This is a genomic window from Anabaena sp. PCC 7938, from assembly GCF_049315035.1.
Taxonomy (GTDB): Bacteria; Cyanobacteriota; Cyanobacteriia; order Cyanobacteriales; family Nostocaceae; genus Anabaena; species Anabaena cylindrica.
Genome location: NZ_CP186034.1, coordinates 3,767,468 through 3,791,864, shown reverse-complemented (window position 1 = coordinate 3,791,864; position 24,397 = coordinate 3,767,468). Strand labels below are relative to the sequence as shown.

Annotated in this window: 19 protein-coding genes and 2 riboswitches; of the genes, 11 read left to right on the top strand and 8 right to left on the bottom strand. The window is 38.0% G+C overall.

Annotated features, from left to right (window positions below):
* Positions 1-114 precede the first annotated feature (114 nt).
* Together ACOWPH_RS17320 and rnc are read left to right on the top strand one after the other, a co-directional pair.
* Positions 115-351, top strand: a complete 237-nt coding sequence (locus tag ACOWPH_RS17320; RefSeq protein WP_042465344.1) for an HNH endonuclease — start codon at positions 115-117, stop codon at positions 349-351.
* An 84-nt stretch (positions 352-435) separates the two neighbouring features.
* A complete protein-coding gene (gene rnc, locus ACOWPH_RS17315) occupies positions 436-1,122 on the top strand; it encodes a ribonuclease III (protein ID WP_015216621.1) in 687 nt (228 codons plus the stop codon).
* Positions 1,123-1,177: 55 nt separating this feature from the next.
* On the opposite strand, the gene ACOWPH_RS17310 is transcribed toward rnc, so the two are convergent.
* Positions 1,178-2,374 carry a sensor histidine kinase gene (locus tag ACOWPH_RS17310; protein WP_015216620.1) on the bottom strand — a complete coding sequence of 399 codons (1,197 nt, stop codon included), beginning with the start codon at positions 2,372-2,374 and terminating at the stop codon, positions 1,178-1,180.
* Positions 2,375-2,754: 380 nt separating this feature from the next.
* A riboswitch (cyclic di-AMP (ydaO/yuaA leader) is annotated at positions 2,755-2,973 on the top strand.
* Between the two features lie 98 nt (positions 2,974-3,071).
* Between ACOWPH_RS17310 and ntrB the strand changes: the two genes are divergently transcribed.
* From ntrB to ACOWPH_RS17285, 5 genes are all read left to right on the top strand, one after another.
* Positions 3,072-3,923, top strand: coding sequence for a nitrate ABC transporter permease (gene ntrB, locus ACOWPH_RS17305; RefSeq protein WP_015216619.1), 852 nt, complete (start codon positions 3,072-3,074; stop codon positions 3,921-3,923).
* A 214-nt stretch (positions 3,924-4,137) separates the two neighbouring features.
* Positions 4,138-5,580 (top strand): ABC transporter substrate-binding protein, encoded by a 1,443-nt coding sequence (locus tag ACOWPH_RS17300; protein WP_015216618.1) that lies wholly within the window; start codon positions 4,138-4,140, stop codon positions 5,578-5,580.
* A 184-nt stretch (positions 5,581-5,764) separates the two neighbouring features.
* Positions 5,765-6,601, top strand: coding sequence for an ABC transporter ATP-binding protein (locus ACOWPH_RS17295; RefSeq protein ID WP_015216617.1), 837 nt, complete (start codon positions 5,765-5,767; stop codon positions 6,599-6,601).
* A gap of 17 nt (positions 6,602-6,618) precedes the next feature.
* Positions 6,619-6,754, top strand: a riboswitch (cyclic di-AMP (ydaO/yuaA leader).
* 149 nt (positions 6,755-6,903) lie between these two features.
* Entirely contained in the window at positions 6,904-7,548 is a 645-nt protein-coding gene (locus ACOWPH_RS17290; protein ID WP_015216616.1) for a universal stress protein, read from the top strand.
* Positions 7,549-7,662: 114 nt separating this feature from the next.
* Positions 7,663-9,000, top strand: coding sequence for an SLC13 family permease (locus tag ACOWPH_RS17285; RefSeq protein WP_015216615.1), 1,338 nt, complete (start codon positions 7,663-7,665; stop codon positions 8,998-9,000).
* A 161-nt stretch (positions 9,001-9,161) separates the two neighbouring features.
* Here the strand turns inward: ACOWPH_RS17285 and ACOWPH_RS17280 are convergent, their stop codons facing one another.
* Positions 9,162-9,365, bottom strand: coding sequence for a chlorophyll a/b-binding protein (locus tag ACOWPH_RS17280; RefSeq protein WP_015216614.1), 204 nt, complete (start codon positions 9,363-9,365; stop codon positions 9,162-9,164).
* 497 nt (positions 9,366-9,862) lie between these two features.
* On the opposite strand from ACOWPH_RS17280, the gene ACOWPH_RS17275 reads away from it, so the two are divergent.
* On the top strand, positions 9,863-12,931 hold the full coding sequence (locus ACOWPH_RS17275; protein WP_015216613.1) for an MFS transporter: 3,069 nt from the start codon (positions 9,863-9,865) through the stop codon (positions 12,929-12,931).
* A gap of 244 nt (positions 12,932-13,175) precedes the next feature.
* On the opposite strand, the gene ACOWPH_RS17270 is transcribed toward ACOWPH_RS17275, so the two are convergent.
* The gene (locus ACOWPH_RS17270) at positions 13,176-13,385 is read right to left on the bottom strand and encodes a hypothetical protein (RefSeq protein ID WP_015216612.1); all 210 of its coding nucleotides are present in this window, start codon (positions 13,383-13,385) and stop codon (positions 13,176-13,178) included.
* A gap of 315 nt (positions 13,386-13,700) precedes the next feature.
* Positions 13,701-14,396: a rhomboid family intramembrane serine protease gene (locus ACOWPH_RS17265; protein ID WP_042465339.1), complete on the bottom strand. Its 696-nt coding sequence runs from the start codon at positions 14,394-14,396 to the stop codon at positions 13,701-13,703.
* Positions 14,397-14,573: 177 nt separating this feature from the next.
* On the opposite strand from ACOWPH_RS17265, the gene ACOWPH_RS17260 reads away from it, so the two are divergent.
* Positions 14,574-16,694, top strand: a complete 2,121-nt coding sequence (locus ACOWPH_RS17260; protein ID WP_015216610.1) for a serine/threonine-protein kinase — start codon at positions 14,574-14,576, stop codon at positions 16,692-16,694.
* Between the two features lie 65 nt (positions 16,695-16,759).
* On the opposite strand, the gene ACOWPH_RS17255 is transcribed toward ACOWPH_RS17260, so the two are convergent.
* Together ACOWPH_RS17255 and ACOWPH_RS17250 are read right to left on the bottom strand one after the other, a co-directional pair.
* Positions 16,760-18,535, bottom strand: a complete 1,776-nt coding sequence (locus ACOWPH_RS17255; protein WP_015216609.1) for a serine/threonine-protein kinase — start codon at positions 18,533-18,535, stop codon at positions 16,760-16,762.
* A 918-nt stretch (positions 18,536-19,453) separates the two neighbouring features.
* Positions 19,454-21,007 carry a YcjF family protein gene (locus ACOWPH_RS17250; RefSeq protein WP_015216608.1) on the bottom strand — a complete coding sequence of 518 codons (1,554 nt, stop codon included), beginning with the start codon at positions 21,005-21,007 and terminating at the stop codon, positions 19,454-19,456.
* A 420-nt stretch (positions 21,008-21,427) separates the two neighbouring features.
* Between ACOWPH_RS17250 and ACOWPH_RS17245 the strand changes: the two genes are divergently transcribed.
* Both ACOWPH_RS17245 and ACOWPH_RS17240 read left to right on the top strand, forming a co-directional pair.
* On the top strand, positions 21,428-23,131 hold the full coding sequence (locus ACOWPH_RS17245) for a sensor histidine kinase (RefSeq protein WP_015216607.1): 1,704 nt from the start codon (positions 21,428-21,430) through the stop codon (positions 23,129-23,131).
* A gap of 67 nt (positions 23,132-23,198) precedes the next feature.
* Positions 23,199-23,696: a DUF937 domain-containing protein gene (locus ACOWPH_RS17240; protein ID WP_015216606.1), complete on the top strand. Its 498-nt coding sequence runs from the start codon at positions 23,199-23,201 to the stop codon at positions 23,694-23,696.
* Between the two features lie 206 nt (positions 23,697-23,902).
* On the opposite strand, the gene ACOWPH_RS17235 is transcribed toward ACOWPH_RS17240, so the two are convergent.
* Both ACOWPH_RS17235 and ACOWPH_RS17230 read right to left on the bottom strand, forming a co-directional pair.
* Positions 23,903-24,160 (bottom strand): Txe/YoeB family addiction module toxin, encoded by a 258-nt coding sequence (locus ACOWPH_RS17235; RefSeq protein ID WP_015216605.1) that lies wholly within the window; start codon positions 24,158-24,160, stop codon positions 23,903-23,905.
* Positions 24,141-24,347 (bottom strand): hypothetical protein, encoded by a 207-nt coding sequence (locus ACOWPH_RS17230; protein WP_015216604.1) that lies wholly within the window; start codon positions 24,345-24,347, stop codon positions 24,141-24,143. Before ACOWPH_RS17230 ends, ACOWPH_RS17235 begins: the two co-directional genes overlap by 20 nt.
* Between the last annotated feature and the right edge of the window lie 50 nt (positions 24,348-24,397).

The window sequence follows — 24,397 nt, the reverse complement described above, 5'->3', positions numbered from 1 at the left end:
GAAGCTAAATAAGAGAAAACTAACTTTTTAGTTTATTCTCTAATATGGCTATATTGCTAATAGATGTGTGGTTTTCCGATGCTGTTGACAAAAAATCAACGGAAAATAATTCACATGAATTCCAAACAAAAGCAAAATAAAAAGTATCAACTCATAGATATCTTTGGTTCTTACTGTTGGTGGTGTGGTAAGTCGATGTCAATAGATAAGTTAACTATTGAACACGTTCTTCCTAAAAGTCGAGGTGGTTCTAATTCTTTTGAAAACTTAAAGCTTGCTTGTTTAACTTGTAACCGTTCCCGTGGAAATAGTCTGTTTCCACCAGGTGTAAAGGTAACTGTCTTGAAGTAACACTTGAATTTTCTCGGTTCTTATTTTGTGGGGTGGGCATCTTGCCTGCCCTTCTATTCAATTCATAAATGAGAGAAACATAAAATGCACAATCTTTTAATTTTCAAAACTGAAAAACTTCTCCGTCAAGCACTTACCCACCGTTCTTATGTCAACGAACACCCTGAAGAAGGTGAACAAAACGAACGTCTAGAATTTCTTGGTGATGCTATTCTCAATTTCTTAAGTGGTGAATATCTCTATAAACGTTACCCAGAAAAAGAAGAAGATGAATTAACTCGTCGTCGTTCTGCATTAGTAGATGAGAAACAATTAGCAAAATTTGCGATTGAAGTAGGTTTAGATTTCAGAATGCGTTTAGGACAAGGTGCAATTCGAGATGGAGGATTTCACAATCCTAATTTATTAAGTAGCACATTTGAAGCCGTTCTTGGCGCTTACTATCTAGATAAAAATTCCAATATTGAAGCAGTTCGCGCTATTGTAGAACCGCTGTTTGATTCCGTATCAGAAAAAATTGTCGTATCTCGCTCAAATGTAGACTCAAAAAACCGCTTTCAGGAATGGGTACAACGAGAAATTGGTGCAAATCCCCCTAAATATATGACAGAACAAATAGGGGGACCATCTCATGCACCAGAATTTGTAGCTAAAGTATTAGTAGATGGAAAAGAGTATGGAATAGGTAAAGGACGTAATAAAAAAGAAGCAGAAAAAGATGCCGCTGAAGATGCGTTAGCTAAATTAAAAAAACGCGGGTTGTTAGAGTAAAAATTGTTGATTTTACTCAAAGCTGCAAAAATATCTTTTGTCTCTTTGAGCGAAATCAACTTTCTTTTATTTCCAGTTGTAAAGGCAGAATTACAGTAAAAGTAGAACCAACCTCCGGTTGAGAAACTAGCTTAATTTCACCTTGTAAAAGTTTCACTAACCGCGAAACTATTGCCAAACCTAAACCGGTACTATCAGGAAGACGAAAGTTTTTATGAGTGTAGCGAAAATAGGGTTCAAAAATTTGCTCTTGGTTTTCTGCTGTAATGCCAATACCTGTATCAGCAACAACTAATTCCCACTTTTGATTATCTAATACCTGACAAGTGATATTGATATTTCCCGACTCTGTATAGCGAATCGCATTACTAATAAGATTCATAACAATTTGTTGTAACTGTAAGGCATCTGTGATTACTTGTTGGGGAGCTTGTTCACAATTCATTACCATGAGCAAATTTTTTTCAGTAGCTAAAGGTTTAAACATTTCACATACATTACTAATGATTTCACGGACATCAGTTGATGTAAGTTCAAGTTTTATTTTTCCAGAATCATGCCGCGATAATTCTAGTAAATCATTAATTAAACGTAGCAAGTGTCGGCCATTACGTAATACTCGTTCAATATGTTCAAGATTGTTATAAGTATCTTGTTTCTGAGCTTTTTGTCGATGTTCACGTAAAAATAAATCAGAGTAACCAATAATCGAAGCTAGAGGATGTTTTAAATCATGTGCTAGTAGGGAAAGATGTTCTCGATTGTCATTGACTAAGCGAGTTAGTTCCTGATTATGTAATGCTAAAGTGTTATGTAGATTTTCTAATTCTCGTAATCGTTCATCAACATAACTAGTAAAACATCGAGCAATCGCTTCATCAATCACGGCGTTAATTAACCGCATAGTCCGAATGATCTCTGTCGGCTTTCCCTCCATTAAATCCATTTGTATGGTATCAAAAATTACCGTTCTTAAATGATGATATTCCCTAGCAATTTCTGCGGGATTAAAGCCTTGTGTAGCCCGAAGTGATCCATGCTGCCAACTAGCAATTACTATAGCTTTATAATCATTACCCTGAGATGTTGAAAGCACTGTAACCATTGCTTTCAAGACATCAGGAACGTGATTTTTGATCCTGCTGTATGGTAGATTACTAGCACTTTCAATCCGCTTATCTTGATGAACTGCTATCACCCATTGATCTATTATTGTATCAATCCGTTCAGCCAGTAATTGACTAAAATCCATTTTTTTAAATTCAGTTAATTGGATGTCTATTATGTAATTAGTTTAACGATTATAGGTTTGATGATCACAATTGTATAGACGACTTACTTAGCAGAGCAAGTATATACTAATCTATCTGTTCATTAAATACTTTCAGTAATATTTTTACCATGGTAAACAAAAAATACCTAAGTATAGAAATCTCATAATTATTGATACTTACTTTTCTCTATATGCCTCTAGACAGAGATTTGCTCATGGTACAACCATAAACTAATTTAATTATTGCGGAAGCGATAGAAGATTTACTAAAATTAAGTACTGAAAGTAATAAAATTAATGATGAATACAGATGCTTTTACTGTACATTAATGTTATAGTTTTGCTGTTAATGTGTATTTAGAGTAAGTCAGCTTAATCCAGCACATAAGTTAAAGCTGGAGCGGAGAAACCAAATTTTGGGGCGTATCTTTCAGAAAGTGACCATTTAAGAGCAAAAAGTGAAAAATTAATCAATATTCAACTCATCACTTAGCACTCAAAACTCACTATTCCTGAAAGAGGGACATCTCTCAGTCCTAGCCCGTCAGCTAACTTCGTAAGCATTGAGAGGAGACTGAAGAGACAGCATTTTTCTAATGTTCTGATCTCATCAGTGTCCAAGGCTGGTACTGCTCGCATTTTTCGTACCTGCACTTAAAATCTGTTGAGGTTATAAATGATCTTTCAACTTAATTTAGCTGCAACCATTGCGGTTGCGGGACAAGTTGCTTGGAAAAAAGCAAAGCCTGTCCTTTTTCGGGATGAGTTTTTATTGCCTGTAGTGGGTTTTTCGGGAATAATTGTGTTGTGGTGGGTGGTAGCACTTGCTAATCGTGAATTGATGCCTACACCACCAGAAGCTTTAATTGCTAATCTTGACTACATCTTAAATCCATTTTATGACAGAGGGCCAGGTAACTTAGGAATTGGATGGTTATTATTAGCCAGTTTACGCCGGGTATTACTAGGTTTTGGGTTAGGTGCATTAGTAGCAATTCCCTTGGGCTTTTTAATTGGGATGTCTAAACCAGCAATGCTGGCTTTTAATCCTATTATTCAGATATTTAAACCAGTTTCACCCCTGGCTTGGTTGCCTATCTCCTTAGCTATTTTCAATTTGGCAGATCCTTCTGCTATTTTTGTCATTTTCATTACTTCTCTTTGGCCAACTATTATTAATACAGCCTTGGGAGTTTCTAGCGTTTCTAAAGATTATTTAGATGTGGCGCGTGTGTTAGAAATGCCTCGGTGGCGACAGATTATCAAAATTATTTGGCCTGCCAGCTTGCCCTATATTTTTACAGGCTTGCGAATTAGTTTAGGAATTGCTTGGCTAGTAATAGTTGCCGTAGAAATGTTGACGGGTGGTGTGGGAATTGGGTTTTTTGTTTGGGATGAATGGAGTCGCTTAAATCTCAGTTCTGTATTTCTGGCTGTGTTTGTAATTGGCTTAACTGGCTTAGTTTTAGATTATGCTGTGGGCAAAATTCAAGAGTTTGTTACTCACCGTCCAGGAATTGTGAAGTAAAAGAATTATTTACAGCGATTCTCAGGTAAATCAATTACATTTTTTCTCTCACGCAGAGACGCAAAGAGAAAAAGTTTTCAAAGTTAATTTCATCCTCTAATTATACAACGCCAAACTCTTCATTTCTCTCCGTGTCTCTGCGCCTCTGCGTGAGCAACAAATCATCCCATCAATCAGCAATAGCAATACGAAAAATCCAAAATTGTAGACAATTATGAATGAAAATAATTGGAATCGCAGAGATTTTATCAAGGGAATAGGTGCAACGACTGCGGGGATAGCGTTGTCATCATGTGGGATATCTGGAGACAGGTCTGCTAAAGGACTGACAGAAGCAGCTTTAGCTGTAGAACCCTTAGTCAGACCCCAAGATTTAGAAAAACCTGATCTTACAGTTGGTTATGTTCCTGTAAATGATTGTGCGCCATTTGCGATCGCATGGAAAAAAGGTTTCTTCCGCAAATATGGCTTAAATGTCAAACTCAACCGCGAAGCTAGTTGGGGAAACTCCCGCGACGGTCTGATTTTCGGTCGTCTCGATGCTGCCCCCGTCGTCTCTGGTGCTGTCACCAACGCCCGCATAGGTGCAGAAGGCGCACGTCATGCCCCCCTCTGTGCAGCCATGACCATACACCGTCACGGTAACGCCATGACTATGAACAAAGAGATGTGGGACTTTGGGATACTTCCTTGGTACGAATATCAACAAAAATATGGTGATAGTGCTTTAGAAGCCTTTGGAAAAGACTTCCGGGGCTATTTCAACAAACAACCCCCAGAAAAGAAAATTTGGGCAGTAGTTTTAAGTTCTGCTATTTACGAATACTTTGTCCGCTATATATCCGCTGCTGCTGGTGTAGATCCCTTCAAAGAATTTCGGGTAATTATTGTTTCCCCACCGCAAATGGTGACAAACATGAGAATTGGCTCTATGCAAGCTTACATGGTAGCCGAACCTTGGAACACCAGAGCAATTCAAGGAAACGAAGCTATCGGCTTTACATTCGCGCAAGGTAAAGAAGTTTGGCAAGGACACCCAGACAGACTGCTGGGAGTAATGGAATCATTCATCGACAATTATCCCAAAACCTATCGTTCTTTGGTAAAAGCAATGATTGAAGCCTGTCAGTATTGCAGCAAACCCGAAAATCGGCAAGAAGTAGCACAATTAATGACAGAAAAATCCTTTACCGGCGCAACACCCAAACAAAAAGATGCACCCATAACTAAGTTGACTTCTCCGGGAATTATTGGCAATTACAACTATGGTGGATTTGATGGCAAAGACCGGACTATTAAAGCCGATGACACCACAATTTTCTTTGATGTTCCTAAAAATATTCCCCAACAAACAGGAGAACATTCGACATTTTTATGGCGTTCCCAAAGCATCTGGTTAATGACTCAAGCTGCCCGTTGGGGACAAATCAAAGAAATTCCCAAAAATGCTGTTCAATTAGCTGAGAAAGGCTGGAGAACAGATTTATATCGGGAGATTACGGCGGAAATGGGAATTGAATGTCCCCAGGATGATTATAAAATTGAACCGCCAGAAGTATTTATAGATAACAAAGGCTTTGACCCTAGTAATCCTGTAGGTTATCTGAATAGTTTTGCCATCAAAGCAAACGCCCCTACTCGCTTTTTCATGTCCTAAAAAAGGATATATTATCTCGTTCCCAGTCTCTGACTGGGAATGCTCTCACAAAGGCTCTGCCTTCAAGGAATTTAGAGGCAGAGACTTCTAGAGTTCATTCCTATACAGAGTATGGGAACGAGAAGCGAGAAATACACCGTAATTTTTACACCTCAAAATTTCACTAATTTAGGAATATTTAATCATGAAATATACCTCCTTTTCAAACGAGACTTATCAAGAAGTTAAGCCCCAGCATGGATTTCTGGAAATTGAAAATTTGGTCAAGTCTTATCCGACATCAGACAAAGGAGATGCTGTTGTTTTAGATGGCGTTAATCTGACAATTGGGGAAGATGAGTATATTTCTGTCATAGGACATTCTGGTTGTGGTAAGTCAACATTACTAAAAATTATCGGTGGATTTCAAAAAGCTACCTCTGGCTCAGTACGCTTAGATGGCAAAGAAATCCGCAAACCGGGTGCAGAGAGGATGATGGTATTTCAAAATTATTCTTTGCTACCTTGGTTAACCGTGCGCGAAAATATTCGTTTAGCTGTGGATGAAGTGCTAAAAAATGCTAATCGTGCTGAAAGAATTAGCGTTGTAAATGAACATTTGGCAATGGTAAACTTAACAGCGGCTGCCGATAAGTATCCCGATGAAATTTCTGGAGGTATGAAACAAAGAGTAGGTATTGCTAGAGCTTTGGCAATTCGCCCCAAAATGTTATTAATGGATGAACCATTTGGGGCTTTGGATGCTTTAACTCGTGGTAAATTGCAGCGTCAGGTATTAGATATCTGGGAAAATCATCGTCAAGCCGTAATGATGATTACCCATGATGTAGATGAAGCAATTTATATGTCTGATCGAATTGTATTAATGACCAATGGCCCACGTGCTAATATTGGAGAAATTCTCAAAGTTCCGTTTCAGCGTCCACGTGATCGGAGTGCGATCCGAAATTCTAAAGAATATTTTGAACTCCGCAACCACGCTCTAAATTTTCTAGACCACTACTTTACTTCAGAAGAATAAAATAGTATTATTATTTTTTTAGTGGGTAGCCTAATTCAAATTCATGAAAGCTGGATTTGAAGCGGAGGAACCAAAAATTGGGGCTAATCTAACGAGAGACACCTTCCAGTCTTAGCCCGTCAGCTAACTCCGTCGGCAATGGAAGGAACCCCCAAAACCTTGGCTGTAATAGCAGTTATGATTGGGGTTTCCTGAATCAATTTTAGATTTTGAATTTGATCCAAAATCTAAAATTGGCATCCCTGCTTCTCATTCGTAATCCGTTTCCAGGGAGAGAAGTTAAAACTGTGAAAATCAAGCCAATGTTAGCACGTTTGCAATGTGCGATAGGTCGTGACGACCTAGTTGAACAAATGGTATTGTTACCAGAAGCTGAAAACCAGGCTTCTCAACAATATCAAATAGCCAATTCCGTTAACTTAATTGTTGGCTATGATGCTTCCCCTCAAAGTCATACAGCTCTAGATATTGCTTGTTGGATTGCCCACCAAACGAGTTTAGCTACCAATACACAAGTTACAGTCCAAGCTGTTTATGTAGTAGAACCAAACTCCAGCAATCAATATCTTGGTATTTTCAATATTCCCCATAATCAGCTTCAATTAGAGTGTGCAGCGAGCAATTTATCAAAGTCAGTTACATCAGTATTAACTCAACAAAAGGTAATAGAAATTTCACCAAAATTACAAGGACAATCAAGAACTTTTTTTCAAGAATCAGAAAAAATTCTCTGGCAAGCAAAAACTCTAGCTCAAGAATGGCAAGTTTCATTTAAATCACATCTGCGGTTTGGCAAAATTGGTACAGAACTTAAAAAGTTTGTAGAATCAGAAACTGCTGATATTCTGTTCTTAGGGTGCAAATCTGTCGATCATCCAATGATTAAGACGCTAGGTACTAATTTTCCCTGTGCTGTTTTGGGTATTCCCAGTTGCATTGATGAATAATTGCTTTTCTCAATCACAGTGATTGGTAATTGAATTAAAATTATGGAAAAGTCACCTATACTTTAGGTGGCTTTTTCGCTACTATCCAAGCTGTAATATTTCGAGGTTAAATGTGTGGAAAACTGGCAAGCTATCTTCAGTGTAATTATATTTGTTACCGTCATTGTTTTAATCATGATGGAGTGGGTGCATCTTACCATTGTTGCTTTATTGGGGGCATTGTTACTTGTTTTTAGTAATATCATGACTTTGCCAGAAGCTGTTGGTTACATTGGTAAAAGTCATGGAACATTGGGTTTATTTTTCGGTGTAATGGTCTTAGTAAGAGCATTTGAACCGACTAATATTTTCAGTTATATAGCTACGCAAATAGTCATTCTTGCTCAAGGCAGTGGCAAGAAATTACTATTAGGTATAGTGGTATTAGTAACACCAATTTGTGCAGTTTTACCCAATGCCACTACGGTGATGTTATTAGCGCCTTTAATTCCCCCAATGGCACAAGAAATAGGAGTCAATTTTGTGCCTCTATTAATTTTGATGGTGTTTGTTGCTAATAGTGCAGGGTTATTAACCTTAGTTGGAGATCCTGCTACTTTTATTGTTGGGGATGCTGTGAATATTAGCTTTCTAGATTATTTATGGAACTTGAGCTTAGGAGGTGTGATTGCTGTTGCCACTGTGGTTTGCACACTACCATTTTTATTTAGAAAAATTTGGAATACAAGACTAGATGATTTAGCAGAACTACCACATCCTGAAATCAATCATCCGCGAGTTTTAATGGTAGGTGGAGTGATTGTAGGTTTTGTATTGTTGTTTTTTGTAATTGGTGAATCTTTACCAATACCTATTTCACCTGCTGCGGTAGCTTTGTTAGGTGCTGCTTTAGCTTTATTGTTATCCCACCATAGCCGCATTGATACTGTTAACAATATATTAAGGGATGTAGACTGGAGTACCTTAATATTTTTCATGAGCATTTTTGTGCTAATTGGGGGACTAGATAAAACAGGTGTTCTCAAAGGTTTATCAGGAATATTAGCGATAGTTTTGGGGAAAAATATTCTCCTCGGTTCGCTAGTATTGTTATTTTCGGTGGGGATATTATCTAGCGTTATTCCTAATATTCCTTTAGTTGTGGCAATGGTTCCTCTGCTAAAACAATATATCGTCAATGTGGGGTTAGCACCAGCAGAGGTTTTAGCCTCAGACTATCAAGGACAGTTTCCCCCAGAAGTTTTACCACTGTTTTATGCCATGATGTTTGGTGCAACTTTGGGAGGTAATGGTACTCTCGTAGGTGCATCTTCTAATATTGTAGCGGCTGGGATTTCTGAACAGCATGGGAGAAGAATTTCCTTTAAGACTTTTCTACATTACGGCATTCCTGTGATGTTGCTGCAACTTGTGACTTCAGCATTATATATGTTGGTACGTTTTTTACTTTAGAGTTGTGTAGATTATAAAAAATCCCCCATTTTCCTGTTCTTGATTGGAAAAGGGGATTTTTTAAAAGTGGTAGGTAACAGGAAAATGACGAGTTGAGTCAGCAATTATTCCAATTACCAATTAACCATTACTAGCCTCGACTATATGACTAGTAATTTGGGTTAATATCTCATAATGTGCAGCACATCACGAAGAACGCTATAACCGACTAAATCCCAAAGTAGGTAAGCTAGAAATCCAATCATTGCCAAGCGTCCATTCCACAATTCGGCTTGAGGGTTCCAGCCAAAAATAAAGGCGTTACGGTCTACACCGTTATAGGCTTTAGCAACAGATGGTATATCGGTAGAAGAGCGAGTTTCCATTAGGCATCTCCAAAATTAAGTGAACTTGAGGCTTTGAATCTTTTATCCAAAAAACAAATTGGTTGCTTTACCTTAATGTAGCTTTGACACACAAATTTTCTTTATGCCTATAGATACAAACTAGAGACACTACTTGTGGAAGATAATTATAAATTTGGTAACGCAAACAAATCTACCTTGAGAGGTTGACAAAATTATTAATTATAAATAAACGTAAATCGAGGTAATTGAACTGTGATTTATGTTGAGTAAAAATTTGAAATCTATAACTATAAATAGCAAGACTTCTATTTATAAAAGACATAATTTAAACATATATTTACAATAATAAAAAAATCAATTTCCTTCTAAAGTTGTACTAGGTCTTCAAACCTTAGATGGATGCTAGGATAGCCTGCCTTCCCTGATTCTAAAAGCTAGAGGAGTTGTGTTTGGACACAAATACTAACTAAATATTGAATTTCTCAAGTTGAATTAGAGGCAGGAAAATATAAATCATGCAGGAACTGTACAAACATTTATGGTGGATGGCACAAATACCTGTAAACCCCGCCAACGTCTCACCAGCACAGGCATCGGTTCTCACTTCTGGCCCGCGCTTTTTTGTGGCTTTAATATCTGGGGTGATTCTGGCGTTTGCTTTCCAATTAGTTTTGACAAATCTTTCGGTTGCTGCTGGTATTTCCTATTTGGGGCATCCATCAGAATCAGAAGAGATTGAAAGTTTTGGTGGCACAATTCGCAAAATCGGTACGGGCTTGGGGGTTTGGACGTTAGTTACAGTTACACTAGCTTTACTAATTGCTTGTTTCTTGGCTGTGAAATTGAGTTTATTGATTTTAGATCCGAGTTTAGGAGCAATTTTAGGATTGGTGATTTGGGGGGCATACTTTTTATTACTAGTATGGGTGAGTACTACTACTGTAGGTTCTTTAATTGGCTCAGTGGTGAATACTGCTACCTCTGGGTTTCAGGCGATTATGGGAACGGCTACGGCGGCGCTGGGGGCTAAAGCTGTAAATCAGCAAGTGGTAGCAACGGCTGGTGCGGCTGCATCTGCTATGCGTCGTGAATTGGAGAGTGCGATCGCATTACCTGCTTCTGGTTTCGACCCGGCCAGTATTCGTGAGAATATAGAAGATTACATAGAAAAGCTACGTCCCCCAGAAATTGATATATCTAAAATTCGGGGAGAATTTGAAAAATTACTCAACGAACCGCAGTTTCAAGCGATCGCTCATAGTCCAGACCTCCGCAATATTGACCGTAAGCAGTTTGTTGATTTAGTTAGCAGTCGCACTGATTTATCTAAACGGGAAGTTAACCGCATTACTGATACTTTATACAAAATTTGGCAACAGGTGGTAAGTCAGCAAGCACCAAGTAAAAACGGCTTGGGTGAGTTGGCGGAGTATCTCAAATCTCTTCCCCCTGGACAAACCAAAACCGATGAACTCAATACCAAAGTTGACCAGTTAATTGCTGAAATCCATACCTCTAAAGCAGCAGAACAAAAGCCGGGGATGGTGCAACAGGCAATATCGGCATTGACTGGGGTAGTTTTGGGGAGGGCAGATTTATCAGATTTGGATGTGGAGAAAATTTTGCGTTCCTTTGGTACTGCTAAACAAAAAGTCATACAACAAGTTACAGAACAACCTTATAGTCCAATTCGTGTCGATATTGAAAACTACTTGCGTAACACCTATGTTTGGCAACTAAGTCAGGAAACAATTGCTCAAGAATTTCGGAATGTGATCTACGATCCAGCTGCTGATCCTGGTGTCATACATAGGGAGTTAGAGAAAATATCTCGCCAGGATTTTGTGAATATTCTGCAACAACGGGGACTGTTGACTCAAATACAAATTACCCACATTGCTGACCAATTAATGGCTGTGCGCGATAATGTGCTAGTGACAGTGACAGCCCAGGAAGAAAGAGAAATTGTCCAGGATTTGCAACGACGGGTAGAAAGTTATCTGTTGGTGACTCCAAAAACTGAGTTAACACCAGAAGGGATTGAGGCAAATTTTAAACCACTGTTGGCAGATTCAGAGGCAGATCATGAAACTTTATCCCGACGACTGGCACAAGTTGAACGGGAACAAATGGGGGAAATTCTCTTAGCACGCAATGATATTCAAGAACGGGATTTAGATCAGATTTTGGATGAATTGGAAATGCAGCGCGATCGCGTTTTGGTAGAATCCTTAGGACTGGCACAACAGGCTAAATATCAAGCAGAAACGCTCTGGTTAAATGTCGAGTCATATCTGCGGAATACAGGTAAGGAACAATTAAATCCTGATGCTATCCGTGCTGATTTGAGAAGACTTTTAGAAGATCCCCAAGCTGGACTAGCAGCAATTCAATGGCGGTTATCTCGATTCGACAAAGATACTTTGGTGCAATTGTTGAATCAACGCCAAGACTTGGGTGAGGAACAAGTTAATCAAATTATTCATGCGGTGGAAGAATCATGGCATAGTATCCGCCATACACCGCAACTAGTAGCGGAAAAAGCTAAGGAACAATATGATTCTGTTGCTACTACCATTGCAGATTACTTGCGGAATACTGGCAAGGAAGAATTGAATCCTGAAGGAATTCAGCGAGATTTGACGAGATTGTTTGAACATCCTAGAGACGGTATGGTTGCCCTGCGTCGTCGTTTATCGCATATTGACAGAGATACTTTGGTGCAATTGTTAAGTCAACGTCAAGACTTGAGTGAAGAACAAGTTAATCAAGTCATTGATAATATGCAGACATCAATTCGTAACTTTGTCCGTGCGCCACGTCGCCTTGCAACCAGGACACAGCAAAGGGTACAAACTTTCCAAACTTATCTGCAAGAGTACTTACGGCTGACGGGTAAGGAAGAATTGAACCCGGAAGGGATCAAGCGGGATTTACAATTATTGTTGCATGATCCGGGTGTGGGGATGGAAAGCTTGAGCGATCGCTTGGCACATTTCGACCGAGAAACCATTATCGCTTTGCTGAAAATTCGGGAAGATATGACCGATGAAGAAGCAGCGAAAATTGCCGATAATATCGTCCTTGTGCGCGACCAATTTGTAGAACAGGTACGGGGCATCCAAAGACGTATCCAAGATGTGACTGAGGGCGTTTTTGCCACTATTCGTAATTATCTCAATTCTCTAGATCGCCCAGAACTTAATTATGATGGAATTAAGCATGATATCCGCCAATTGTTTGATGATCCTCAAGCTGGATTTGATGCTTTGCGCGATCGCCTTTCACATTTCGACCGGGAAACTCTAGTGGCAATTTTGAGTTCCCGTGAGGATATCTCAGAGGCGGATGTTAACCGGATTATTGACCAAGTTGAACGCGCCCGGAATACTGTTTTACAACGGGCAGAACGCTTACAGCACGAAGCCCAACGCCGCCTAGAACAGGTGAAACATCAAGCCCAGCGTCAAGCTGAGGAAACGCGCAAAGCTGCGGCTAATGCTGCTTGGTGGTTATTTGCCACAGCGGTTGTTTCAGGTTTTGCTGCGGCCTTCGGAGGTGCAAGTGCTGTAGTGCGTTTGTAGATTATAAATTGTCTCCGCTACTTTTTTACCTCCCATCTGGGAGGTTTTTTTTACCTCATAGACATCTCCACAAGCGATCGCTAATTAACATTTTTAGGATTTTTGACAATGTATTGACGAATATTATTTAATGCTTCCTCATTACGAATAATATGTTCATGATAATTACGTTGCCAAATCATATTTTCTTTAATCTGATTAATACGATTAATTTGGTGTGTAGAAATAGATTTATAATTTTGAATTATTGCTGCAAAAATTGTAGTTTCGTGCCATTAATTTTAATTGTTTGAATTGTTTCAATTTTCTTTTTCCAAATGTAGGGGCGAAGCATTGGCTCGACAATTTGTGCTGATGTTGATAATTTTGATTTGCCAATGCTTCGCCCTCCACTTTTCATGGTTCTGGGGAATGGTGAAGCATTCGCGAATATTAGGTTATCTGTTTGTTCCATATTTTTCTCGTGCGAATACTGCACCCCTACGACCTTTTAAAAAGACAAACCAGGAATTTATTTTTTTGAGGGCTGTGATCATGCCAATGTGCCTTCATTCATTTTATAGCCTTTCCCACTCTAGTAAGATACAAAATTACCCCTCCCCAACCCTCCCCTTGGTAAGGGGAGGGTGCGCGACAGCGCGGGTGGGGTGTATTTTATGAGCTTGGAAATTGCTATATTACCCCTTTGATTTTTCGGATTTTTACCCACTGTAGCGTATTGGCATCAGAATGAATAAATATATCATTCATTTTGGCACCGATAATTTTTTCAACGTCGTTGCACCATTCGCATAAAAGCCGCACCCGTTACTAATCCTGCAAATTGTCCCCAATAACCAAGATTAGTTACACCACCTGGAATATTTAAACTACCAATTCCATAAAATAACTGTTGTACAAACCACCAAAATAAATAAAAAAATGCTGGAATTTCCACGGGAATAAATACAATAATTAAAGGCAATATTGAATCTATCTTTGTTTTAGGAAACTTCATAATATAAGCTCCTAAAATAGATGCTATCGCCCCATTAGCACCAATCACTGGAATTGTTAATTTTGGTTCCATAAAAATTTGGATCATCCCAGCGAAAATGCCAGCAACTAAGTAAAGCAATAAATATCTCTGTTGTCCTAGAATTCTTTCTAGACTTTTACCAAACACCCATAAAAAAAGTAGATTCCCCAGTAATTGACTAAAACTGCTATGTAAAAACAGCGATAAAGGCAGAGAAAATAATCGCCAAAATACGACTATCCACGCCGCTGAATTGTAAAAAATTGCATTCGTAAATGCTGTATTAATTTGCTCTGGAATTATTCCCCAAGTATTTACAAAAGAACCTAATTTATCATTAATATCTAGACTCAATTGCCAGGAAAATATAAACAGATTAACACCAATTAACCAATAAGTAATCATCGGTTTTTTCCAACTATAGATATTATCACTAATGGGAATCATAATAATTGGTGATTGGTAATTGGTAATCAAAAACTCTGAAATCTGCAAAAATCATTAAATCCTAAAAATCCGTGATCATATTTTGTAATTGTTCCTGCCCAACTCCCCAGTACCCAATCCCCATTCCTCTGTGGCAAGATGTAATTAGGTAAAATTGCATTCAACTCAGCAACCGAGATGCTAGGAAACACACTTGTGGGAAGATACCAAATTATCAGCCACCTGGGAGGAGGAGGATTTGGCGAAACTTATGTCGCTTATGACACTCATTTGCCGGGTTCACCGCAGTGTGTTGTTAAAAAACTCAAGCCCCAGTCAACTAATGCAGCCACTTTGGAAATAGCTAGACGGTTATTTGATACTGAAGCACAGGTTTTGTACAAATTAGGTACTCACGATCGCATTCCCCAACTTTTAGCGTACTTTGAAGAAGATGCAGAATTTTATCTTGTTCAGGAATTTATCGTTAGTCATGATTTGAGTCAAGAGTTAGCACCAGGAAAAACTCTAAATCAAGATCAAGTAGTTTCACTGTTACAAGAAATTTTAGAAATTTTAGACTTTGTACATCAACAAAAGGTAATTCACCGTGATGTTAATCCACGCAATATCCTGAGACGAGAACAAGATCACAAATTAATTTTAATTGATTTCGGCGCAGTTAAAGAAATTACCACTCAAGTCATGATTCCCGCAGGTAAAACGAAATCTACCGTTGCTATTGGTACACCTGGTTATATGCCTGGAGAACAAGCACAAGGAATGCCAAAGTTGAGTAGTGATATCTATGCTTTGGGAATTATTGCCATTCAATCCATAACTGGACTATCACCAGATCAATTAGAAAAAGATGATGATAGTAATGAAATTATTTGGCGAAATCATGCCACAGTCACATCAGAATTTGCGGACTTTTTAGATAAAATGATTTGTTATGATTTTCGTCAACGTTATGCTTCAGCAACTGTAGCATTAAATGCATTGCAAGGTTTAACTAAACCATCTTCTGGGACACTGGCATTAAGTCCGGCTGCTACAGGTAATAATCTTAAAAATATCAAACCTCTAAAATTTAAAAAAGTTATATTTATCAAATTAACATTAGGAGTATTATTACTGGGTTTAGGGGGAACAGCATCAATATATATTTTGAATAAAGTTAATACTAATAATGCTACAGAATTATATAAACAAGGTAACACACTTTTACAATTACAAAAATACGAAGATGCCCTAGCAGTTTATGAAAAAGCAGCCAATATTAAACCAAATTATTTTCAAGCATGGTATGGTCAAGGTAAGGCATTATTTAAATTACAAAAATATCAAGAATCACTACTAGCTTATGATAAAGCGATTCAACTTCAGCCAAATTATTTAGAAGCTTGGACTGACAGAGGTTTTGTTTTGTCCCATTTACAGCGTTATTCAGAAGCAATTTTTGCTTTTGATAAGGGATTACAAATCAAAGAAGACTACCCAGCCCTCTGGGATGCTAAAGGTGATGCTTTTAAGAATTTAAAACAATATGATAATGCAATTAAGTCTTATAATCAAGCGATTGAATTGCAACCAGATAATTATGAGATTTGGTATAAAAAAGGATTTTTGCTACAGAGTTTAAAACAATATGATGATGCAATCACAGCATATATAAAAGCTGTAGAATTAAAACCGGATTATGAAGCAGCTTTATATAATTGGGGAAATTCTCTAGTTAATTTAAACCGCTATGAAGATGCTTTAAAAGCATATAGTCAATTAGTACAGTACAAACCCAATCATTATCAAGCTTGGTTTTCTAGAGGTAATAGCTTGATTACTTTACGGCGATATTCTGAAGCAATTGATTCTTTTAAAGAAGTCATTAAATATAATCCTAGTAACTATCAAGCATGGTATAGTTTAGGATGGGCATTGCATCAAAGTCAACGTTATGCAGAAGCTATTGAATCTTACAATAAAGCAATTTCTTTAAAATCAAATGACTATAAGGTATGGTACAATTTAGGTAATTCACAATATAATTTACAAAAATATGCAGATGCTTTAGCAGCATATAATAAGGCAGTTCGTTATCAGAAAAATCATTATGAAAGTTGGTATAGTAGAGGGAATACATTATTGAATTTAAAACAATATCAAGAAGCAATCGCATCCTATGAACAAGCTATTAAATACAAGCCTGATTACCAACAAGCAATAGATGCTATAAAACAGGCGCAAACCCAATTGCAACCAGAAAAATCTCGCTCTATAATAGTACCGATTCTGCGGCTACCTGATTCAAATTTATAAATAATCTCAAATTTAGTTTATTTGTGAACCCATATAATTGTTAGGTAAAGTATCCTTGATATTGATCAAGTACTAATATTGACTTCTCTTACTTCATCTGGTGATGGAAAGTATGCAATTTTAGCATCTGAATCTGACTGTCCAAATATAGTAAGTTGATTGATGACCGAAACTCTGCTATTTTTAACGATGTTTTGAATTTTTCCCCGTAATTCTAACTTTTGATTATACTCTTGTATTTTAATTTGAGCTTGAGGATAAGCTTCGGTATCTTGGGGAATTTTTTTGAGCAATTTTATTGCACTAGCAAAGTCATTCGTTAAGGCTTTTTTGTAAGCAGTATGTAAAAAATAACCTGCTCTTATTTGCTGCTTTTGTTTGTATTCAGTCAATTTTTGTTGAACTATAGTACCAGCATAAGTTTCGGGAGGAATTTGACGCAAATATTCTAAAGCAGCGGAAAATTCTCTATTCTCAGCTTTTGCGTAAGCTTGGTTTAATAAGTTGCGTGATTGTTCTTCCAGGTTAGCTTGTGTTTTCTCTACAAGTTTTTCTCGTTTAGAACTCCAATATGAAGTATATGGAATTTGAGAAACATTAAGTATTGCATCTGATAATTTACCTTCATTTAAAGCTTGTTCGGCTGCTAGATAATTTTCTGTCTCAATGTGCCATTGTTTTTGCCATTCGGCAATTGTATCTTGAGCTTCTGGATATACGTTGCTATAGGGAGGAATTGATTTAGCAATATTAATTGCCTTTTCTAAATCCCCTGATTGATATTCAGTTATAGCTTTAGATAAAGTTCCTGTTTCTGAATAAACTAGTGAATTATTTACTAAAGCCGATACACCTAATCCTACTACTAAAGAGTTAAGTGCTAGTCCCAATCGCATTCCTGCTAATAATGGTTCTGATTTGCTATTTTTCTTTTGAACATTTTTTTTTAAAGAAGTTGACGGTTGGGTGGGAGCAATTATTTGTGGTTGGTGTTTCCATGTTATGTGATTCAATATCCACAGTGCTTCGCTGGCAGACTGAAAGCGTTCTTGGTAATTATAACGAATCATTTGGTTGATGAAAACAGCTAAATATTCATCAATTTCAGTGCCTTCGCAACGCCAGGGAATTTCATTATTGGTAGGATCAATTTTTAGTTGTAGAGGTGTTAGTCCTGTTAAAGCTTGGAGAACAATCATACCCAAAGCATAAATGTCACTATTGGGTTGTGTTTGACCCAGAAATTGTTCTGGTGGTATGTAACCCAATGAACTGACAGGAATCTGGGAAATGGGTAATTCTGCATCAGTGCTAAAATCAATTGGCTGAATTGAGCCAAAATCAATTAGCACTAATTTATGATCACCAGCGCGTCGGATTAAGTTTTCTGGTTTAACATCACAATGAATAAAACCTTTAGAATGAACAAATTCAAGAATTCCTAAAGCATCTTCAAGAAATGTCATTGCTTCGATTGCTGTCCATTGAATTCCTCGCTGTTGATTTAAACTTAATTCCCCAGACAAAGGCTGTCCAACAATATGTTCTTGTACTAAGTAAAACTGCTCATTTTCTTCAAAGAAGGTGATTAGTTGCGGAATTTGGTTATGTTGTCCCAAATGCTTGAGGGTTTCTGTTTCGGTGAGGAAACGTAGCCTTAAGTAGTCAAAGTAAGCACTAGACTGATAGTCGTTGACTTTTAACTGCTTAATTACGCATCTAGGTCTTTCTGGATAGTCTACATCTTCGGCAATGTATGTTTGTCCAAATACTCCTGCACCAAGGCTTTGAACAATTTGATAACGTCCTTGTAGAAGTTGTTTTACTGTTTGGTTGCTCATAAGTTCCTTACTGAGAAAGCCTTACATAAGTTGTTACCTACCTCTTCTGAATTTCCTGCCAGTTTCCGGAATACCGAGAAATAATTATTTGTAGCTTTAAATTAAGGTGAGTAAATTAAACCCCGGTTTCTCAACGTATATCACCCTTGACAGATATGGATTAACAACGTCATCATAGGCTTTTACAGCTTTTTGCTCTTTCTTGGGGTAATTTGAACTGAGGTGAAATAAAATACATTAACTTCACCTTAATATGATAGATACCCAATTCCTTTAGCTAGTATTTTTGCGTAATGCAAATGAAGCTTAAAGTACCATTTTTTATTTTTGAGGGGTCTGAGGTATCAGGGGTCTGGGGTATCAGGGGTTTGAGGTATTAGGGATTTAGGAGTTTAAGGAATGAGATTATAGAGGGATAAAAAGGTTGGTTTGGCTACGTTTTCACAAAAAATAAAGAAGTGGTAAATGACTCGTGTGATTTTTAGGTTGCGGTTTGCGATCGCTATTTATCCACCGATTTAATTGGATACATCAAGGTGTCAAGCTATTTGGGAATTTTTGCTAGTAATTTTCTATTGTTTCTATAAGTAAATCTCAAGGCTGAAGACGATGACTCTCAATACTATTGACGCTGTTGGTGAAATATTTCTTAACATTGAGAGAAAAACATCGTTATGGGTAACGTTGAGTTGATCAAGTGTCCTTAATCCCTAGCAAAGCGATGTAATCTGATTTATAAGCTCAGTAATCGTGAATATTGAGGACATTAACCAACAATATTCGTATTTAAACCGAAATATTGTGGATAGGTATATCTCAAAAGATAGAGATTTACTTAAAAAGGCGAAATACAGTAGACCGGAGGGAAGATTTTCCCCTCAGCTTTTTTGTATAGGTTTCAGAGCAATTACATTATTATTAACGCGATTCGCTACTGTTATCTTCTTGATCTTCAAAGGTGTCTTTTAAGGGTTTGACTACTTTAGCGATCGCTTCTTGGATAAAAACTTTGATAAACTCATCCCGGCGATTGATCTGAAACTGTTGCTGCACAACTTCCGTCATTCCCCCATCACCCCAATCTTGATCATGACGAAAATATTCAATAAAGCTTTTACCTGCAATGCGCGTTAAATAAGCTGCTGTCACCCCTTGGATGGCTCTACCAATCACAAACGTGGCAACATTGAGTTGTAGTGCAGTCGAGAGTAATTCAATTGCGCCCTTGACGATTCCTAAGCCAGCAATGGTTTTTCCTAAAGACAGGGCTAATTCTCGTCCTCGTTCCATATTTAAATCACAACCGTAAACTCTGCCAATTTCTACCACCATTTGGGCGTTAACTGCGGCTGTGGCCAGTAAATCTACAACTGGTAAAGGGGTGACAGAAACCACACCAGCCCCAATCCATTGATACCTCTCCACAATTTTATCAGCTTGACGACGGCGTTGAGAATCAATTAGTTTGCGGGCTTCTTCTCCTAAACGTAGAGATTGCAGGAGAATATTATCTGCCACCAAATCCTCACCTTCAGCGCGTAAGACTGCGGCCATGCGTCGTAATAGGGGGATAATATCGGCTTCTGGCTGGAAGATTTCGCCGGTTTCTAATTGTGCAGATTGGGGATTAGCTGCGATCGCTACCACATCATTACTAGCAATAAAATCTCGTACCCGCTGGCGCAACTTTGTCAAGATAGCTTCTGTATCGTCATCTGTATATAAATCAGTTTTATTGAGAATTAAGAGCGATCGCTTACCAATCTCCGCCAACCCTTTCAGCGGCTCATATTCAGAACGCCTTAAATCATTATCTACCACAAATAACAACAAATCCGCCTCCGTCGCCAAAGCCCTAGCAAGCTGTTCCCGTTCCGTTCCTGCTACACCCGCTTCTAAAATCCCCGGTGTGTCAGTAATTAAAATTTTCCGTTCTAATCCCTTCAACCGCAAACAATAGGTTTCCCCCACCTGAGTTGTACCCATCGGTGCATTGACTTGACCTACTATCCGCCCCATAATCGCATTTACCAGGGAAGTTTTACCAGCACTTCCAGTCCCAAACACTACAACTTGAATTTCCCCCCGTGCCAAATTCGTTTCAATTTCCTGAGTGCGACTCAACAAAGCTTGACGAGTCACCTCATCTTGAATTTGGGCTACCTGTTGGCGTACAGCTTGAAGAGTAGTTGAAGCCGCATCAGATTTAGCCGCAGGAATTTGACTAGGAGTAACTCGTCTATGATTACGGCGCGATTTTTGTTCACCAGATTGCAGCACCAGTACATAATAGACAAAAGCAGCAACCAACCCTCCCAGAAGCAGAATCAGCAGCAACAGCAGCAAATTCCCTAATAGGGGAGAATAGGATAACTGCCAGTATAGCCGCGTAAGCGAATCAATCAACCATAGGGCTAAACCCAAAATGATAATCAGACCAAAAATAAGTGTGACTATGCGCGACAGAGGCATGAATAGCAAAAATGAAAGAGTATTGAGTAGACAGATGCTTCTGATCTTAATAGGTTGAGTGTTTTTATCCAGAGTCCAAAGAAGCAAATTTTGCTAAACTAAGATCCAGTTTGTATCAAATGTTCCTTTAAAACCGTGACCAATGATTCCTTGATGGCAAAAGTCCCCGGATTTATTCATGAAATCAATCAAAAATCATTCGACTAACTTTTACTGTACCTTATCTTTCGCGCAATCTCCCCGCACTGAGCTTGCCGTAAGTCCTACAGATGTAGCGTTCCGTAGGGAAGTGTTACACCAAAGTCCGAAATTCAAAATTGTCTAATCTCTATTTACTGATCACCGTTAATGACTAGCTGCTGAATTCTTCATTTTTCCTCAAAATCTACCTTATCGAACAGTTCAACGGCGAGTTATACCATGAAGTCTATCTCTGAATTAAGTTCCTCTAACTGGTTGCGACAATTCTTTAATCGACTCAGTATTAGACAAAAAATTGTCAGTGGATATACCCTTTCTCTGGGAATTGCCGTCTTAGGGACAGCCGCCGGGTTAGTAATGGGCGCTCTCTATTTCCAAGCAGCCGGAGCAAAAATGCTCTTAGCCAATCAGGAAGGAAGTTTGTTAAGTAGTCTGCAAGGAAAGCTTTTGGAAGTTCAGATTGATCAACAAGAAATAATTCCTCTTTTAAGTCAGCCGCAAGCTTCACGCTCAAAAAATTCTGAATTAAAGGCTCATCTTCATGAAGTCGAAATTTTATTTTCCCAGTTAGAGAAATTTAGTCAACCCAATTCCCAACATGATTTGCAGAATTTGCTCAAAAAATATGATGATGATGATATCAAAGCATATTCTCGAAACCTCAAACAGTTAGTTGATCAAATGAGCCTGTTGAGATCCAATCCAGAAGATTTAGCAAAAGCACAGCAATTAATTTGGCAATTTAATCAAAGTCAAACCGCACAGAACTTTTATCAATATGCCCATGAATTAGCCGAATTTGCCGAAACGGTTCAAAATCGCCAAAAAGAAGCTGATTTAGCTTATAGAGAAGCTAGCAGCCTACAAGCACAGGTCATTATCGTGAGTATGGTGCTATCAGTTGCGATCGCTATTACCCTAGCTGTATATACAAGTAAAATCATTGCTAGTCCTATAAATGCCGTCACAGATGTCGCTCTCAGAGTTACCCAAGAAGCTGATTTTGAATTACAAGCACCTGTAACCACCAAAGATGAAATTGGCACTTTAGCTAATGCTTTAAATTTATTGATTCAACAAGTAAAACACCTTTTAGAAATCCAAGAATTAGAATCACAAACAAAACTGATTCAAAGCGAAAAAATGTCAAGTTTAGGGCGGATGTTAGCCGGTGTCGCCCATGAAATTAATAATCCTGTTAATTTCATTTCTGGTAATTTAGTCTATGCCCAAAGGTATATTGACGATTTATTAATATTACTTAAAACCTATAAAGATACAATTCCTAACCCACCTATTCAAGTGCAAACTGTAGCCGAAGAAATTGATTTTGAATTTCTAGAAACTGATTTACCAAAAATCTTTAATTCTATGACAGTAGGAACTGAGCGCACAAGAGAAATCGTTCGCAGTTTAAAAAATTTCTCGCGTTTAGATGAAGGTACAATTAACTTAGTAGATTTACATCCTTGTATTGATAGTACATTATTGATTTTAAATAATCGTCTTAAACATAGTATTAACGTTATTCGCACTTATGGAGAAATTCCCCAAATTCCTGGTTATATGGGTTTACTATATCAAGTATTTATGAATATTTTGAGTAATGCTATTGATGCATTAGAAGAGAAATACCATAGCAATCCACAATTTTCACCTGAAATCACCATTATTACAGAATGCCTGGGCAATGATTGGGTAATAGTAAGAATTGCAGATAACGGTCAAGGAATTACGCCAGAAAATAAACAGAAGATATTTGAAACTTTTTTTACCACCAAACCACGCGGAATTGGTACAGGTTTAGGTTTAGCAATTACTTATCAAATTGTGGTAGAAAAACATAGAGGCAAAATTAGTTGTAATTCTGAGGTAGATCAAGGTACAGAGTTTGTCATCGCTCTACCGCTTAATCAACCTTAAATTTCCACTAAATTTGCTTTATTAAAGTATCAATTCTGGCAAGTATTACAAGTGGAGAAAAAACTGAATGGGACTTTTTGATCAAATTCTAGGCTCAGTTACTAATTCCAACCAACAAGGTGGTTTAGGTCAATTAGTAAAAATTGCTAACACTGTTCAGCAGGTGAGTAATACTACTGGTGCAGATACTGCCACCATTCAATCGATTTTAACAGTAGTCGGGAAACAGGTGCATTCCTCTTTGCAAGAAAAGCAAGCCACAGAGGGAACTGAAGCTGTCCAAAACTTGGTGAATCAATTTGCAGGAACTTCTCCAGATTCCCAAGCCGTAAATACCCTATTTTCTCCGGCTATTCAACAACAAGTTGCAGAAATTGCAGCCCAACGCACAGGTTTAGATGTGGGGATGATTCAACAATTATTACCTACATTAGTGCCTTTAGTGCTGAGTTTCTTGCAATCAGGCGGAAATCCATTGCTAAATAAATTCCTAGATGCTGACGGAGACGGAGACGTTGATATTGCTGACGCAATGAAATTAGCTAGTCGGTTTTTAGGCAAGTAATTACTAACTGAGAAATAGACAGTTATAAACGTGGATTAATCAAGTTTTGGACTTTTTTATCCACGTTTTCTGGTTAATAATTTTCCAACATTAGGGAAAAAAATCTGCATTGAGAACCTGAATTAAAGAGTAAGGTGACTCTTCTGGGAATAATTCTAAGGGAAAGCGCTTGCGCGATCGCATTCCATCATCCCCAAAAGCAATTTTCAGTAGTGAAACCGGCAGGCGAGAATTCTGATTTTATCGTCTAGGACTTCATAAACCAGGCGATGTTCTTGATCGATTCGCCGTGACCAGCAGCCAGATAAATCGTGTTTTAGTGCTTCAGGTTGTCCTGTGCCTTCAAATGGATTACGTTGTACTTCACGAATTAGTTTAATGATTTTTAATGCTTTTTTACGATCGCTTTCGATCCACCAAGCTAAGTCCTCAAAAGCATCTACATCAAATTCCAAGCTTTTCACAGGCTGCTTCCAAAGAAATTCCCTCTTGACGTTTTCTAGCGGTAAGTAATCTCGCTTTCATGGCTGGACTGCTCAACAGATAAGCAGTTTCTTTCTCAGCCATTATTTCTTGCCAAAGGGCAATGGGAACAACTACAGAAACTGTTTGCCCTTCTGAATCACAGATGTATTGTAATTCGTTAGTCATAGTAGCCAATATAACTTACTATATTGCTAATAATTATAACCGCAAAAGTT